Origin of the sequence: Mycolicibacterium arenosum (genome assembly GCF_024320865.1) — a bacterium.
GTDB lineage: Bacteria > Actinomycetota > Actinomycetes > Mycobacteriales > Mycobacteriaceae > Mycobacterium > Mycobacterium arenosum.
Map to the genome: position 1 here is coordinate 25,643 of NZ_JANDBD010000017.1, position 14,246 is coordinate 39,888.

Below are 14,246 nucleotides of genomic sequence, written 5' to 3' on the forward strand. Positions count from 1 at the left end.
GACTCACGCTCAGTACCCCTGTCCATTCTGATGGGGGTCGAACTGTGCCACCGACACCAAATTCGTCCCGTCCGGTCGTACGTGGTACCTGCGCATCAGGTAGTTCATCGCCGCGCTGAGGTTGGCGACGGGGTCGTAGATGTTCGTGCTGGTGCCCGGCTGGTGGTTGGAGGCGAACGTCGCCGGGATCATCTGCAGGCCGCCGCGCGAGGACCCCGACGGCGCGCCGTCGACCAACCGCGCCCCGATCGCGTTGGGATCGGAGAGGTTGACCGCATGCGGGTTGAAAGCCGATTCACGCGCAAGGGCGGTCTCCAGCCCGCGGGTCCAGCGGGCCCGTGCCGCGGGGTCCTCGATGCCCATGACGTCGAGGGCCGCCCCGATGTACCCGCGGTACGCGGCGCGGCCGCCGGGCAGGTCGTGCCGTTCGAAGCGCACGTCGTCCAGGCCGATGGCCGCCGCCGGTGAGCCGCCGCCGACCGCACGGGAGGGGACGACACCCGGCTCGGCTCGGGTGGTGCCGGTGAACAGTCCGGGCAGGTTGCCGAGGGGGAATCCGGCCGGGCCGCTCATCGGGGTGCCGCCGCTCATCGGCAGGGCCGGCATCGAGGGCATCGGGGTCGTCGAGGGCATCCCCGACGGCGGTGCCATCACGGGTGTCGCCGCGGACGTGGTTGTGCCGATGGGGTTCCCGACGGCGTCGTAGCCGGCTGCGGTGACCCCGGCGGAGGCGGCGCGGGTGGCGGCGTCACCGGCGGCGGTGTCCAGGGTGCCACGGGTGTCCTCGAGGTGTCGCTTGATCGCCGCGATCAGCGCGGCCCTGCCCTCCGGGGTGTCGGTGGAGGCGCCCATGGCGGTGACGTCGCCGACGGCGGCGTCGATGACGGCGTCCATCCGGCCTCGACCGTTGCCGGCCGCGTCGAGCGCGGCGTGCAGCTGGTCGTCGCCGCGGGTGTCCTGGTCGGTCAGCAGGCGGACGTGGTCGTCGAGGACGGCGGATTCGGTGGCGAACGCGTCGGCGGCGCGGCCTGCGCCGTCACCGAATGCGTTGGGGGCGAGGCCGACTCCGGCCGGGGGCGCCGGCAGAGCACCAACGCCGAACGACTCCCGCGCCACACCCATCGCCGCACCCGCCGATCTCACGAACCCCTCCAGGCTCACGGCCGGGGTCTCCGAAACGGCGTTTCCGTCCACGGCATCGTCACCGGAACCTCCCCGTTACGGCGAGGACGGGGACGCCGCGGGCGGATCCGCCGGTGGCGCCTGGTCACCGCCCGGCCTGCCGGCGCTGGGGTCCATCCACCCGAGGAAGTCGGGGCCGGAGTCGACGCTGGTGAGCGGTTGGACCTGCCCGGAGACCAGCACCTTGCCGTCGCCGAGGGCCATGACGAGATGGTCCTTCCAGACCCCCACGTCGCCGGCCATCAGCTGCGTCGGCGGGATCGGAGCGGTGACCGGTGTCCCCGGAGGCGGCACCGTCACCCCCGCCTGCTGCCAGGCGTCGGCCACCGGAGCGCCGTGCAACGCGGCCGCAACGGCCTTGGCGCCCAGCGTGGTTCGCGCGTCGACGTCGGTGCCGTCGGGCAGCGCCACGGTCGTGGTCTGCTCGGTGACCGGCTGCACGTCGCCCTCGCCGTCGTGATCGTCCGACCGGGTCGCCGAGTCATCGGAGTGTGCTGCGGCCGCCTCGGTGCCGGTGTCCTTCCCGGTGTCCGCGGGATCGTCTGCCGGTGTCGCGGTCGGTTCTTCTCCGCCGTGTAGGACGGGGCCGTCGGTGTTTCCGCGGTCGTCGCCGAGTCGGTCCGAGTCGTCTCGGAAGCCGGCGTCGTCGCCGTGCGGGGTCGCCCCGGTCAGTCCGTTGAGCCCGCCCAGCGGGTCGCCGCCGAATCCCGGTACACCTCCCCCGCCGAACGTCGGCATCGACGGCATTCCCATCCCGCCGGGCATCATCCCCGCTCCCGGCATCAGGCTCTGCCCGTACGGGGCGGCCGCGGGTGCCGCGTCGGCCGGCGGGGTGGCGGCGGAGGCGGGGAACGTGCCCGGATCGGTGTAGCTGCCGGCGCTGCCACCGCCGCCGCCGGGAGTCGTTGCGCCGCTGCCGGTTCCTCCCGCATCGGTGTTCGGGTCGTCGCCCGTGCCGCCGCCGTGGTCGCCCCTCGCCGCGTCCAGATATCGCTGCGTCCGTTCACGGGTCTCACGGGCCGCGGTTTCGGCGTCGGCGATGGCCTTGTCGAGCGCGTCCTTGGCCGTCGTGAGTCGCTCCTTGAGGAACTCGCGCAGCTCCGCCTGTCCGTCCGGGGTGTTGATCCGGGGGCCGAGCTCGGCGAGCTTCGCCTCGACGTCGTGCTGCAGATCGGCGATCAACAGCTTCGCCTGAGCAGCGGCCCGCTGCACGGCCTCGTCGGTCGCCGCGGCGCTCTTGTCGAGTTCCTCGAGGTGATCCAGGATCTCGTTGATCGCCGCCGATTCGGCGTCGGCGGCGTCGGCCGCTGCGCCACTGTCCTCGTCGCCTCCCCGCGGAGGTGCGGGCGGCGGCGTGTGCTCCGGAGCCGGTGCCGGCACGGGGGGCGCGGGCGACGGTTCGGGTGAACCGGGACCGCCGGGGAACGCCGGGTTGCCCGGCGTGGTCCCTGGATACGGCGGCGCCTTGTTCGGCAGGTGCGTCGGAGGGTCGTCCCCGTTGAGGAAGTAACCCGCCAGTGCGCCCATCGGTCCTCCGATCGGGCCGGCGACCAGCGTCCCGATCAGGGCGCCGAGCATGTTCCACTCCGCCATCTCGATGCGCCTCTCTAGAAGTCGAGTCCGCGTTCGGCGTCCGCGACCGCCTCCTGGGACGGATACCGTTGCCCGCCATCGGGGTTCGGTTGATTGGCCAGATAGCGGTCGTGCGCCACGTCGGCGACGTCCACCACCCGCCGCCCGAGTGTGTAAGCGTCCCAACGGCGGACGTCGTCCTTCAGAAAGCGCACGGCCGTCACGAAGCCGCTCTCGCTCACCTCCGCGGCCACGGTCCGCCGGGCCGAGATCGCCGAGGCCGCCACGCGGACGTCGGACGCTTCGACGTCGTCTCCGGTCACACCCACTCGACTCGCTCCTCTCGGCGACGGCCTGTGGCCGTGATGGTCATACTACACACAATCAAGCAATTGTGAACAAATAAAAGGCAACGACGGCCGCGTGGCGGAGATCCGTACCGAGTGACCCGCGCGATCGTTTCGCATTCGCCGCCGCGCGTGGCGTCACGCCCGCGGTCCGCCTGCCCGTACCTCGATGTCGTTGAGCGTCTGCACCACGGCCGCACCGAAACCCGCGGTGATCGCGCAGTAGGCGATCTCGGCGAGGGGCGGTGGCCTGCGGCGCCAGCAGTTGACCAACTCGATGAACCGCGACGTGCGGTAGTAGTGCTCGTACAGCCGCATGGCGTGCTTCGCCGTCTCGGAATCGTCGTTGTCCTGAACGCCCTGGAACTGTTCGGGCCACAGTGCGGCACCACCGCCCCGGATCTGCACCGCGGCGTCGTACTCGGCCCACGCCTCGTCGGTGGCGAGTCCGCGGTTCTGCAGGCCCAGGATGCGCTCGTCCTCCTCGGCCACCAGCGGCTGCCCGAACCCGAGATCGCCGGAATGGGCCTTCATCCCCGTGTACACCACGTTGGTCAGGATGGTGGCGGCGGTCAGCGCCGCATTCGCGTGGCCGGCGAGGCCGTCCACCCGCTCCGCGAGCGCCTGGTGGATGGTCGTCAGGCGGTGTTGGTGTGCCGCGTCGAGTGCTGGCGGCTCGGGGCACAGCGCCCGCGCCTCCACGTGCTCCATGGCGACGTAGTCGCCGGAGAAGTCGCTCGGTGTGCCCGCCCGATCGGTCGTCACCAACGCCGAGAACACCGGTCCCGAAACGCCGTTCACGGATTCCCGTAGTCGGTCGAAGTGGTCGATCAGTATCCTCGACGGCTTCTGGCTGCCCATCCACGTCGCGGCCCATCCGACCGGTAGCGCCGGATCGCACACGGCGAGCTTCGCTGCCGCCGGCAGGTACACCGACTCCGGTAGGTACCACCCGCCACCCATGTTGCCGGCCACGAAGATCTGCGGTCCGAAGGACGACCGCAGGACCGACACCGCCCATGTGGCCAGCGTCGTCGACGCGTCACTCCCCGCCACCAACTCGGCCAGGACACGCTGCGCGAGAACAACATCCGGGTTGACGTCGCGTGAGGTCCCCGCCAACGCCGACATCGCCGCTGACGAACCGGGATTACCGGCCAGCATCGGCGGTGCCGCCCCGGCGGATGCCGCACTCTGCGCCGGAGCGCCCGGTTGCGCTCCCGAGGATCCACCGGCAGCCGCCGACGTCGAGGCGCCGCCGCCTGCGCCCCCGGCACCCGATCCCGCAGGGGTGTAGGGCGCCAACGGTTGAGCCGCACCCATCGCCGTGGGCGGCATCATCGTGCCGCCCGTGGCTCCAGCTGAAGCGCTACCACCCCCGTGACCCGCGGCTGCGGCGTCCGGGGTCGGAGTCCAGCCGCTCGGAGCAATGCCGGCCGGGCTGACCGGTGCACTTGATGTCACCATCGGCTGCTGGGTGGCCATCGGCTGCAACGGCTCGACGTGCTGCGGCGTCACCGGCGACATACCGCCGGAGGCGCCCATGCCGGACGCGAGGCCGGACTGGAAATTCGAGCCGGCGTTCGCCATCGGCGACGGAGCAGCCTGCGCCGGCGATCCGCTCGACAAGGCCGACGCCGGCGACGTGCCGGCGTTCGCGCCCGACAGCGACCCCAACGAGCTGGGTGGTTTCGTCGCCGACCCCAGACCGGAGCTCATGCTCGAACCCATACCGCTGCCGCCGCCGGAGGAGCCGCTTCCACCCGATCCGCCCGACGGCATCTGAGGAATCCGTGAGGGCAGAGCAGACGGCGCCGGATTTCGCGCGGCATCCGCAGTGGCAGTGGCAGCGGCAGCGGTAGGAGGAAGGTTGTTCTCCGACCAGGGATTTCGGGTCGAGTCTTGCCCTAGTGGCGTCCCAGCGCCGGGATTCGCTCCCGGTGCCGTTCCGTCCGGTGTTCCACTCGGCCGTGTGTTCCTGTCGGCGCCAGCATTGGTGGCATCGCCTTCAGTCGCAGGACCTTTGGGGTTTCGTTGACTGTTCCGTGTCTGGCCGTTCTCGCCTTCACCTGTCCCGCCAGGCTCTCCCAACGCAGGCGAGAGGGGGATGTCGAAGCCCGCGTTCTGCACGAGGCCGACGACTTCCGGGTGGTACTTGGCGACGACGTTGTCGGCCTCGGTGCTGTATCTGGTGTAGACGTCCAGGGCGGCGACCGGATCCTTGCGGCACACTGCGTCGTTGAATTCGCGTTCTCCCGCCTCGGCGAGGTCGTCGATCTCCCCTTGTGCGTTGGAGACCTTCCAGGCGGCGGTGTGCGCGGCCTGGCTGGCGGATTCGTGCTTGTCCTGGTGCGCTCCCCAGAGTCGGCTGTTGGCCCGGAGGTCGGATTGAACGGCGTCGCCGGCCTCACCGGTGAGTGTGTCGTTGAACTGGTTCTCGTAGCCGCTGGACCGATCGAGCGCGGTGCCGAGCTCGCGGTGCACACCGTCGTGGAAGTCCTGCCAGTCCCTCAGGTGCTGGTAGAGCCCGTCGCTGTAGCGCCGGCCTGCTTTGATCGCACGGGCGAACGGACCGTCGCCGGCCTCCGACGCCGCGGTCCGGGCAGTGCCGCTGCCGGCGGACTTCGCGACGCGGACGGCGTCGGCGTAGAGCCGTTGCCCGACCCCCTCCACGGCACTAGCGATATCGGATGCCGTCTTGGCCGCTCCGCCGGCCGTGCTCGCGACCGCGGTAGTCGATGCGGTGTTCGTCGAACTCGCCATCGCCTACGCCTCGTAGGCGCGGCAGAGGTCCCAGACTCGCTGATCTGCCTTGTTCGCCGCCTCGACCGACCAAGTTGTGGCTGGTTGAATCGCTCCTCTCGCAGCCTCTTTGCTGAAATTCGAGGCCTGGTCGCGGCCGAGCCGAAGGCTGTCCTGCACAGCCTCCCGAATACGTGAATCGGCAAAGGGGTTGTCGTGCAGAGCATCCGCGATGTAGTCCAACGTCGGCACGATGTCGAAGCCGGTGTTCTGGGGAGCCGGCATCGCTCGGTAACCGGCCGCGAATCGGGTGCATAAGTCCACGGTCGCGGCGTTCACCTCAGCATCGGTCGGGGCTGGCGGTGACGCCTGCGTCTGTTGCTGATCGGCCGGCTCGGTGTTCAACCGACTTCCGACGAACACCCCGCCGATACCCGCTGCGAACACGGCGGCCAGGGCGACGATGGCGGCGGTGACTAATAGTGCACGGCGAGGCTTCCCGCCCGGAGGAGCCGGCTGCTGCTGAGGCGCTGGCTGCCACGGTCCGCCCGTGTAGTGACCCTGTGGCGCCGACGGAGGCGGCCCGGGTGACCACGGAGACGAAACATCCTGTCGTTGGCCGTATTCGGGAGCATGACCGGGTTCGGACGCGATCGGCGTGTTGGCAGGCGGAGAGCCGCCAGGGGTGGGCATCGGCGGATAGGGGTTCGTCACGGATCACACCTCGATCGCGCTGATGTCTGCGGCGTTGGCGGCGTCCTCCGCGGTCAGGATCGCCGTCGTACCGCCGTTGGCGGTCGTGAACGCCGTCGCCTTCGCCAGCCGATCCGCCACCAGGGACTCGTGCACGGCCGGCCACTCGGCCAGGACCGCCAACACGGACTCGTCGAGGGGGTTCGGCACCGCCACCGCCGAAACGGGCGGGGCGCCTGGGGACGTCGGCGCTTCGGCGAACCACTGCGCGGCGGTCCGACCGAACGCCGGCGCTTCGATCTTGATCGGGTTCTCGGCCATCGGCGATCGAACCTCCCTTTCCTGCTCGACACTCAATCCTAAAGGCGCGATCCGATCCCTAACTCACTGAAACCGTTCGACCCCGGTCACGTAGAACCCGCCGCGCGCAGGGCCTCCGCGAACTCCACGGCGACCGGATGCTGCGCCAATTCCTCCGGGAGGTGCGCGAAGTTCGCGAGGAACTCCTCGCTCAAGGCCTCCAACCCCTCGCGGGCCCGAAGGGCGTTCTCGCCGATCTCGTCGTTGACGGCCTCCTCGAGCTCGTCGACGGTCAACTCCTGCTGTAAGCCGGGCCGGATCGTCAGCTCGAGCAGTCGCCCCCGGCTGTCGTGTGTGACAACGACATCCGCATCGTCATCGCCGGTGGCCACGAACGCATCGGCCTTCGCCTCCCACTCGTAGACGAGGTCCAGCATCCGACCGAGTGCGTCGGAGGCGAATTGCGCCCTATCGCCCATCTATGTCGGCTCCTCCCGCTTGTCCGCTCGCCGCGACGTGCGCCTGCGCTCGACCTCACCGAAGACCGGTTCCGTGTTCGGCACCGGTCGGTGCACCACTCGCCGAGTGTCCTCGGATTTCGACGGATCCTCGCCGCGACCGAGGCCACCCGCCATCGGCGGCGCGTACATCCCACCACCGGCGAATCCCGTTGGCCCGGTGGACGTCTGCGCGGCGATCGACGGCGTGCCGACGGACGGACTCGCGGCGCTCGCCCCACTCACGACGGGACTGGAGCTCGACACCGGGGCCGCTCCCCCACCTCCGGACGCCGCGGCGGTGCCGCCCGACCCGAAGTCGCCGACGTCAGGCGACTCCGGTCCTCCGCTGCCACCGCCGTCACCCGTTGAAAGCGGTGCGTCCACCGGCGGTTGACCGCCACCGAGACCCGGAAGCGGGGACAGACCCGACAGCGCCGACATCGGCGACGCACCGCCCGTGAGCCCGTGGAGTCCGTTGGCCAGCTGACCGATCGCGCCGATACCGGCTCCCGTCACGGCGCCGGCGATGTTGGCGACCGTTCCCGGCGCCGTCGTCGTTCCGGTCGCCGTCGTGGCGGCGAGCGGCGGGGTGGGCCCGCTGGGCGGCGGTCCGCCCGGCCCGGCCGGCTGGGCGGAGTGGGAGGCCTGCAGTTCCTCCGGATCCGATCCATCGCCGCCGTGGTCCTCGCCGCCGTGAGCGCCCCCATCGTCGTCGGCGGCGACGGGCGTTCGTGGTGAGGGTGCATCGGGTGAATGCGCCGGGGTGCGCGACGGACCGCCGGGACGCACGATCGCCGGTCCGGGTCGCAGCGGCGGCGGACCCTGTTTCGGATTCACCGCCGCCGCCGCGGCGAACGTCTGGTAACCGGCGACGGTCGCTTCGCGGGTCCGCGTCCACTCGGCGCCGAGCGCGACCGCGGGAGCGGCGTCGAGTCCGCCGCTGGCCCGGTAATCGGCCAGCGCGGCGTTGTACCGCCGTGTCAGATCGTCGAGTTCCTCGGGTCGTGGCGTGTCGCGGATGACCGCGTCCGTGTGCTCGGCGACCCTCTCCGCGGCATCGGCCAGCCGCAATGCCGCCGGATGCAGCACGGACTCGAGCCAGTCGGCGTGCTCGGCGACGTTCACGGCGGCTCGTTGCCACCCGTCCTCCCAGTGGGTGTTGATGGCGCTGCCGTGTGCGCGCGTCTCATCGGCCGCCTGCTGGATGAGCGGCGCCACGGTGTCGCGCCAGTGCGCGGCGAAGGCTCGCAGGTGTCCGGTGCCGGGTCCGGCGTGCACGTGCGCGGCGATCTCCTCTGCCGACATCGACGGAGGCAGCGCGGCTGCTCCGGGATCGGTCGGGGTGAGCGGTGCAGGAGCGCCGAGCGTCTCCCCCGGAAGCGTGGGTACGGTCGGGGCGGACGCCGCGCCACCGTCGGCGACTCGGGCGATCATCCGCGCGTTGGCGGTGTCGACGTGGCAAATCAGGTCGCTCGCGGCCACCACGGACGCGCCGCCGGTTCGCCGCAGGCCGTCGGCGTGTTGCAGCAGGGTCCACAGCCCGGATGACCACCGGTTCAACGTCTCCGCGGCTGAGACGGACACGTGGTCGGACGTCGCCGGCGGGCAGTGGGGCGGCGCGCCGGGCGAGTCGGTCGCCGTCTGCGTCAGGCCGTGGCCGGCGGTGCGCAGACCGTCGGTGTCGACCCTGGTGGACATGAATTCAGACTAAGGGCGGCTAGAGGTCGGCGATGCCGCGAATTCGGGCGGCGTGCTCGTCGTCGGTCTCGGTGATGATCGTGCGGGTGCCGTCGAGTCGGTCGGCGTGACCCTCGGCGTGCCGGGCGACCCGCTCGTAGGCGGCACGGCGTGCTGCGTACTCGTTCGTCTTGGCGTCGGCGTACTCGGAGTACACGTCTCCGAGCGCCGCGCGCAGCGTGTCGGCGGGCATCGCCTCGCGGGCGCCGTGTGCGCGTACCTCGACGGCGTAGTCCCGCCAAGTCGCCGCCGTTGCGGCCGCCGCATCGCTGTCGAGCGTGATCTCGGGCTCCGTCACAGTCCACCTCCCATTGCCTTATCCACGTTCACAAATTGCATTCGCTGCCTTATCAGTGTGGATCATTCCGCGGATGGGTGCAAGGTCCCGCCTTCGCTTCGCCTCGGCCGTACCCGGTGTCACGACGGAAAGCCGGTACGGCGAGGTACGGCTCGATGAGTCGGCACCGGGTTCCGCAACCGTCTCGGTTGCAATGAGGTCGGCGCGGTGGTCGACTCGCCGTCGCACCACTCAACTGGATTCGTGCTGGGCCGTCTCGATCACGTTCTCGGCGACTTCGGTCAACGTCGTGCCCGTGTCCTGGGAGATCCTCGCCAGCAATCCGAACGCCATCACGGCGTCGACGTGGAGACGCTCCATCAGCACGCCCTTGGCCTGGTCGATCACCTGGCGGCTCGCAATCGCGCGGTGCATCTGGTCCACGGCGCGGGCCCCGGCGATAGCGCAGGACACGTGTTGAGCCAGGATCTCCGCGTGCAGAACGGCGTCCTCGTCGAAGACGTCGGGTTCCGAGCCGTACAGGGTCAGAACTCCGAGTGAGTCGCGGTCGAGGAACAGCCGAAACATCGCCAGGCACTGGACGTTCCGCTCAACGGCGGACTGCGCGAATCGTGGCCAGCGTGTTTCCATGCGCAGGTCGGGGATGATCACGCGTCCTTGATCCACCAGAAGGTCGATGGCGGGTCCCTCGCCGAGCTCACTCTGGCGCCGGTCCAGCGCTCGCGCGACATCGTCGCTCGGGACCTCCGCTTCGACGCGCCCTTGCCGAACCGACGAGACACCCGCCCAGTAAACGCCTGGTATCAGGTCGACCGCGGCCGCGACGATTCTGCGCAGCGTCGCATCGGGATCGGGCTCGGCTCGCATCTCGATCGCCAGATTGCGTAGAACCTCGACTAATTGGAGCGAAGAACGCTCGTTCATCTTCGGAGCTTAGAGGATGGTCTTGGATTTTAACGTGTTCTCGTCGTACTGATCACCGGTTCACAGCAAACGAGTTGCGGGGACAGTCGTTTCACCGTTGAGACGCTCGATCGGCGGGATGGGAGCCGTCGGCACCGGTGACCGGTCGAACGCCGGACCGCGGCAACGGAATCGGTCCACGTGTCCGCCCGGGTGTCGACTCGTTGAGCGCGGCGGCAGGGCTTTCGGGTGTGATTCATCTACCCGCCAGCCGGTCGTTTGAGTATCTAGGCGGCCGGCCGCTGCGGCGGATCTGCCCCGACTCTGTCACTACGGTTGGCCGGCGCCGAAAAGCCCTTGGGCGCAGTGAGTTCCGCATCGCGGGTGGCCTCTCGGCCAGCCGTCACGACGAAGCGTCGTCTCCGTCCGCGGGCTCTGCCCCGTCGTCGGGATCCGGTCCGAAGCTCTCCGTCGACGACGTCATCCTTCGTCGCAGGTCGCTCAGGTCCCCGACGACGAGGTCGACGTACCTCATCGCGTCGTCGATGTCGGCCTCGAACTGGTCCAGGGCCGCCCTCTGGCGTTGAGCCCGCGCCCTCATGACCTTGAGTCGGTCGCGAATCGCGCTGAGCGGCACGAGCGCGGGATGCGGTGCGACGGCGGGTCCGCGGTTGATCGGGACGCCGCCCTTGAGTGCGGCGAGCGCCGAACCCGGCTCCCACATCAGGTGGGTGTCGATGCGGTCGAGCGTCTCCGACGTCGGCCGGTGGCCGGGTTGACCGAGGGTCGCGATCGTCGTTCGGCTCGGACCGCCGACCTCGGCGAAACGCGCTTTGCTCATGTTGAGTTGACGCAGACGCCGTTCGATCCAGCGACCGAGGTTCTCGTAGTCGTCCTCGGCGCCGACGTCGACGACGGGAGGATGCTGCGCGCCGGTGTTGGCCTCGCGCGCAACGGGCGCGGATCCGTATATGACGGAGTACGAGGAACCCCGCTCCCAGCCGAGCAGGTCGTCGAGCTTCTCGAGCGTGTTGCGACCGGGGACGCGGTCGTCCTTGCCGATCAGGTTGAGCGTGGACCGGGACACGAACCCCAGCTTGCTGGCTTCGAGCTGGCTCATACCGAGCTCCCGCAGCCGTCCGTTCATGTACCTGGCCAGTCGCGCGACGTCGGGGCGTGCCTCCGTCGGGTCGATCTCGCCGGTGGACGCGGGAGACCCCTCGGCTGGAGAGCCCACGCCGTGCGGATCGCCGGTGCCGATGTCCGCGTCCCTGCGCTGCCTTGTCGCCATGGTTGCCCGAGATGCTACATGCGTGGTCGGTGAACTCATAGGACACGAGCGGCACGTCGTGACCTGGAACTGTTCACAACATCGAGCAACCGGCGGTGGCCGGCCGAGGTGGTCGCGTCCCCGTCACCGCCGCCAGACGAACACCCTGTCGGACACCAGCGGAGCGCCGACCGGTCCCTTGACGTACGGCGCGATCCAGGTCGGCCGACGCTGCGCCAGGCCGGCGCCACAGGCCTGTTGCCGCCAGTGTCCACCGACCCACCACCGACGGCCGAATCGCCGTGCCGCGTGTTCGACCGATTCGTCGCGAGCGGTGCGCGCCGGACGGCGCAGGTCGACGAGGGTCACCCGCGGGGTGGTCCGCGGGTCCGGGGCCGCCGGCGCGCTCGGTGGTCCCCCGATCGGGCGCTGGTCGGCGATCACCCGCGTCTCGGTGACGTTGGGCTGTCCCATCAACAGCCACGCCGCCCCCACGACGCTGATCAGGGGGTGCACGTCCCCGACGCCGTCGGCCTCCTCGGTCCGCGGACGGTCCGGATCGACGAGCAGGGTGTAGCCGGCGGCCCACAGCGGAGTCGACACCTCGTACGGGTCCAACAGCTCGGTGTGGCCGGTGAAACGCGACGCGGGTATGAGCTGGAGTCGGCCGTCGGCGCGAGTCCACCACCACACCCCGTCCCACGGGACGTCGGTGTCACCCCCGCCCGGCCCGCTGTAGGGGACGGACCCCGCCGGCTTGGCCCAGCACAGCAGTCCGTTGGCGCAGGGAGCCGCCAGGCCGGGCGTCCACTCCGGAAGACCGGGTGCCGCGTCGACCGCGACGTCGACCATGTCCCGCGACGCCCAGTAGAGGTCGGCCGCCTGCAGCGCTTCGGATTCGGTCCGCATGACCTCGATGGCCGCCGCCAGCTCGTCGCGCAGCCGTCGTGCGCGGATTCGCTCACCGGGGCCCGCTCCGGGACGGGGCTCCAGTGCCCGCGCGTGGCGTTCGACGGTGAGATCCAGTGCGCGGCACCACTGCCGACGGGCGTCGGGAACGCCGGTGGCCGCCCACGGGGCGCTTCGCCGCCGGCTCACGGCACCGCGTTCGACTCGCCCGTCGGCATCGCGTCGTCCGCCGAGCCGGGTCGCACCGCGTCGACCCGCGGAGGTGCCATCCGCGACCCCTCGCGCTCGGCGGTCAGCGCGGCGCCGAGCCTCACCACGTCCAGCCACGCCGGAAGCCGTTCCTCGATCGCCGGTATCGGCGACCGACTGTGCGGGTTGGCCTGCCGCTGAAGGTAATCCGCGCGCAGCCGGTTGAACACCAGCCGGCACAGCTTGCGCTTCAGCTTGCGAATGGCCTCCGCTCCGGAATCCCCCTCGCTGCGTCGACGGTCGTAGTACGCGCGACCGGGTCCCCGCTTCGTGATCTGGACGACGGCGATGCGGTGAAGCGCCGTGTTGACCTGGCGGTTGCCCCACGGTGACGCGCGCATCCGGCCCGCCGTCGCACCCGACCAGCGAGGCACGGGTGCCGCACCGCAGTAGCTGGCGAACGCGCTCTCGTCGCGGAAGCGGTCGACGTTGGCGGCCTCGCCGATCAGCTTGGCCGCGGTCAGATGGGCGCATCCCGAGATCGACAGCAGCGACGACCCGAGTTCGTCGACGCGATTGACGATTCTCAGCGTCAGCGAATCGATTCTACGACTGAGGTATTCGATGTCGTCGACCTCGTCGCGCGCCAGCTCGGCCAGCAACCCGGTGCGGGTCCGCAGGAACGCGCTGAGCGATTCGCGTCGACCGCGGTTCTCCAGTCGGGTGGGTGTCGCCAGCGACGGCTCGATCAGGTGCACGCGGAGGTACACGCGATGAATCATCGCCACCCGCTGCAGGACGAGGTCCTCGCGGCGGTCGACGAGTTGGCGCAGATCCCAGGACACCGCGTCGTGGACGGCCACGGGGAGGTCGGGATTCTGCTGGGCCGCACGCGCCACGGCCAGCGCGTCGATCGGGTCGGACTTCCCGTGGTTGCGCACCGACGCGCGGGCCCTCGCCATCAGGTGCGGCGGGACGCGCACGACCCTCCACGGGCCCGCGGCGAGCAGATCCCGTTCGAGGAGGTCGGTGACGGCCCTGTTGTCCTCGATCGCCCACTCGAGGAGACCGCCGAGACGATCGGCCGCCCACCGGATCGCCTGGGCGTGACCCTCCCGCGTCGACTGGACGGTCTTCTCGGCCACCTTGCGTCCGATGTCGTCCACCGCCACCAGGGTGTGACTGCGCTTGTGCGCGTCGACGCCGATCACGTGCACGCTGCCTCCGACCCGCCGACCCGCCCGAGTCCGGTGGGTCACCCGGTCCGGCACTTCGTCACGCGAGCCAACCTCGGGGGTGGCACTAACTGGAACAGCCATGCGCCGGGTGAACGCCACCGGCACCGGCGGACGCCGGGTCCGCCGGTGTGTCCGTCTCGGTATGCGGGCACTGGGGTATCACGCCAGCCGAAGCGGCACCAATCTCCTGGAGAGCCACGCGGACGATCGGGACGTCTTCGACGGTATCGTGACCGCGGCGGTGTCGCACGTTCTCACGCGGTGAGGTCGGGACCGTCACGCCGGCACCGGGATCCGCCGGACCACCGCATGCCGCAGCGCTGTTCTCGGTACCGGCATCGGGCGGCGCGGCGTCGTCGCGTCGGA

The 14,246-nt window shown here is 70.5% G+C and carries 13 protein-coding genes and 1 pseudogene; 1 reads left to right on the plus strand and 13 read right to left on the minus strand.

Going from position 1 to position 14,246, the window contains the following annotated elements; translation table 11 throughout:
- Positions 1-9 precede the first annotated feature (9 nt).
- The 13 genes and pseudogenes from NM203_RS33410 to NM203_RS30380 form a co-directional block, all read right to left on the minus strand.
- Complete coding sequence (locus NM203_RS33410; protein ID WP_255064521.1) at positions 10-1,194, minus strand: transglycosylase SLT domain-containing protein; 1,185 nt, start codon at positions 1,192-1,194, stop codon at positions 10-12.
- A 24-nt stretch (positions 1,195-1,218) separates the two neighbouring features.
- Entirely contained in the window at positions 1,219-2,775 is a 1,557-nt protein-coding gene (locus NM203_RS30325) for an intermediate filament family protein (protein WP_255064647.1), read from the minus strand.
- A 14-nt stretch (positions 2,776-2,789) separates the two neighbouring features.
- Positions 2,790-3,083 carry a hypothetical protein gene (locus NM203_RS30330; RefSeq protein ID WP_255064522.1) on the minus strand — a complete coding sequence of 98 codons (294 nt, stop codon included), beginning with the start codon at positions 3,081-3,083 and terminating at the stop codon, positions 2,790-2,792.
- 156 nt (positions 3,084-3,239) lie between these two features.
- Positions 3,240-5,864, minus strand: coding sequence for a hypothetical protein (locus tag NM203_RS30335; RefSeq protein ID WP_255064523.1), 2,625 nt, complete (start codon positions 5,862-5,864; stop codon positions 3,240-3,242).
- Positions 5,865-5,867: 3 nt separating this feature from the next.
- Entirely contained in the window at positions 5,868-6,290 is a 423-nt protein-coding gene (locus tag NM203_RS30340) for a hypothetical protein (RefSeq protein ID WP_255064525.1), read from the minus strand.
- A gap of 270 nt (positions 6,291-6,560) precedes the next feature.
- The gene (locus tag NM203_RS30345; protein WP_255064526.1) at positions 6,561-6,857 is read right to left on the minus strand and encodes a hypothetical protein; all 297 of its coding nucleotides are present in this window, start codon (positions 6,855-6,857) and stop codon (positions 6,561-6,563) included.
- A gap of 86 nt (positions 6,858-6,943) precedes the next feature.
- Positions 6,944-7,315: a hypothetical protein gene (locus NM203_RS30350; protein ID WP_255064527.1), complete on the minus strand. Its 372-nt coding sequence runs from the start codon at positions 7,313-7,315 to the stop codon at positions 6,944-6,946.
- Entirely contained in the window at positions 7,316-9,034 is a 1,719-nt protein-coding gene (locus NM203_RS30355; protein WP_255064528.1) for a hypothetical protein, read from the minus strand.
- A gap of 19 nt (positions 9,035-9,053) precedes the next feature.
- Complete coding sequence (locus tag NM203_RS30360; RefSeq protein WP_255064530.1) at positions 9,054-9,371, minus strand: hypothetical protein; 318 nt, start codon at positions 9,369-9,371, stop codon at positions 9,054-9,056.
- Positions 9,372-9,602: 231 nt separating this feature from the next.
- Positions 9,603-10,295, minus strand: a complete 693-nt coding sequence (locus tag NM203_RS30365; protein ID WP_255064532.1) for a GAF and ANTAR domain-containing protein — start codon at positions 10,293-10,295, stop codon at positions 9,603-9,605.
- 382 nt (positions 10,296-10,677) lie between these two features.
- Positions 10,678-11,565, minus strand: coding sequence for a helix-turn-helix domain-containing protein (locus NM203_RS30370; protein ID WP_255064533.1), 888 nt, complete (start codon positions 11,563-11,565; stop codon positions 10,678-10,680).
- Between the two features lie 123 nt (positions 11,566-11,688).
- Positions 11,689-12,642 carry a hypothetical protein gene (locus NM203_RS30375; RefSeq protein ID WP_255064535.1) on the minus strand — a complete coding sequence of 318 codons (954 nt, stop codon included), beginning with the start codon at positions 12,640-12,642 and terminating at the stop codon, positions 11,689-11,691.
- 194 nt (positions 12,643-12,836) lie between these two features.
- Positions 12,837-13,859, minus strand: a pseudogene (locus NM203_RS30380) (IS110 family RNA-guided transposase); the annotation flags it as partial.
- Between the two features lie 100 nt (positions 13,860-13,959).
- Here NM203_RS30380 and NM203_RS30385 point away from each other — a divergent pair.
- Positions 13,960-14,145: a hypothetical protein gene (locus NM203_RS30385; RefSeq protein ID WP_255064538.1), complete on the plus strand. Its 186-nt coding sequence runs from the start codon at positions 13,960-13,962 to the stop codon at positions 14,143-14,145.
- The last annotated feature ends 101 nt before the right edge of the window (positions 14,146-14,246 follow it).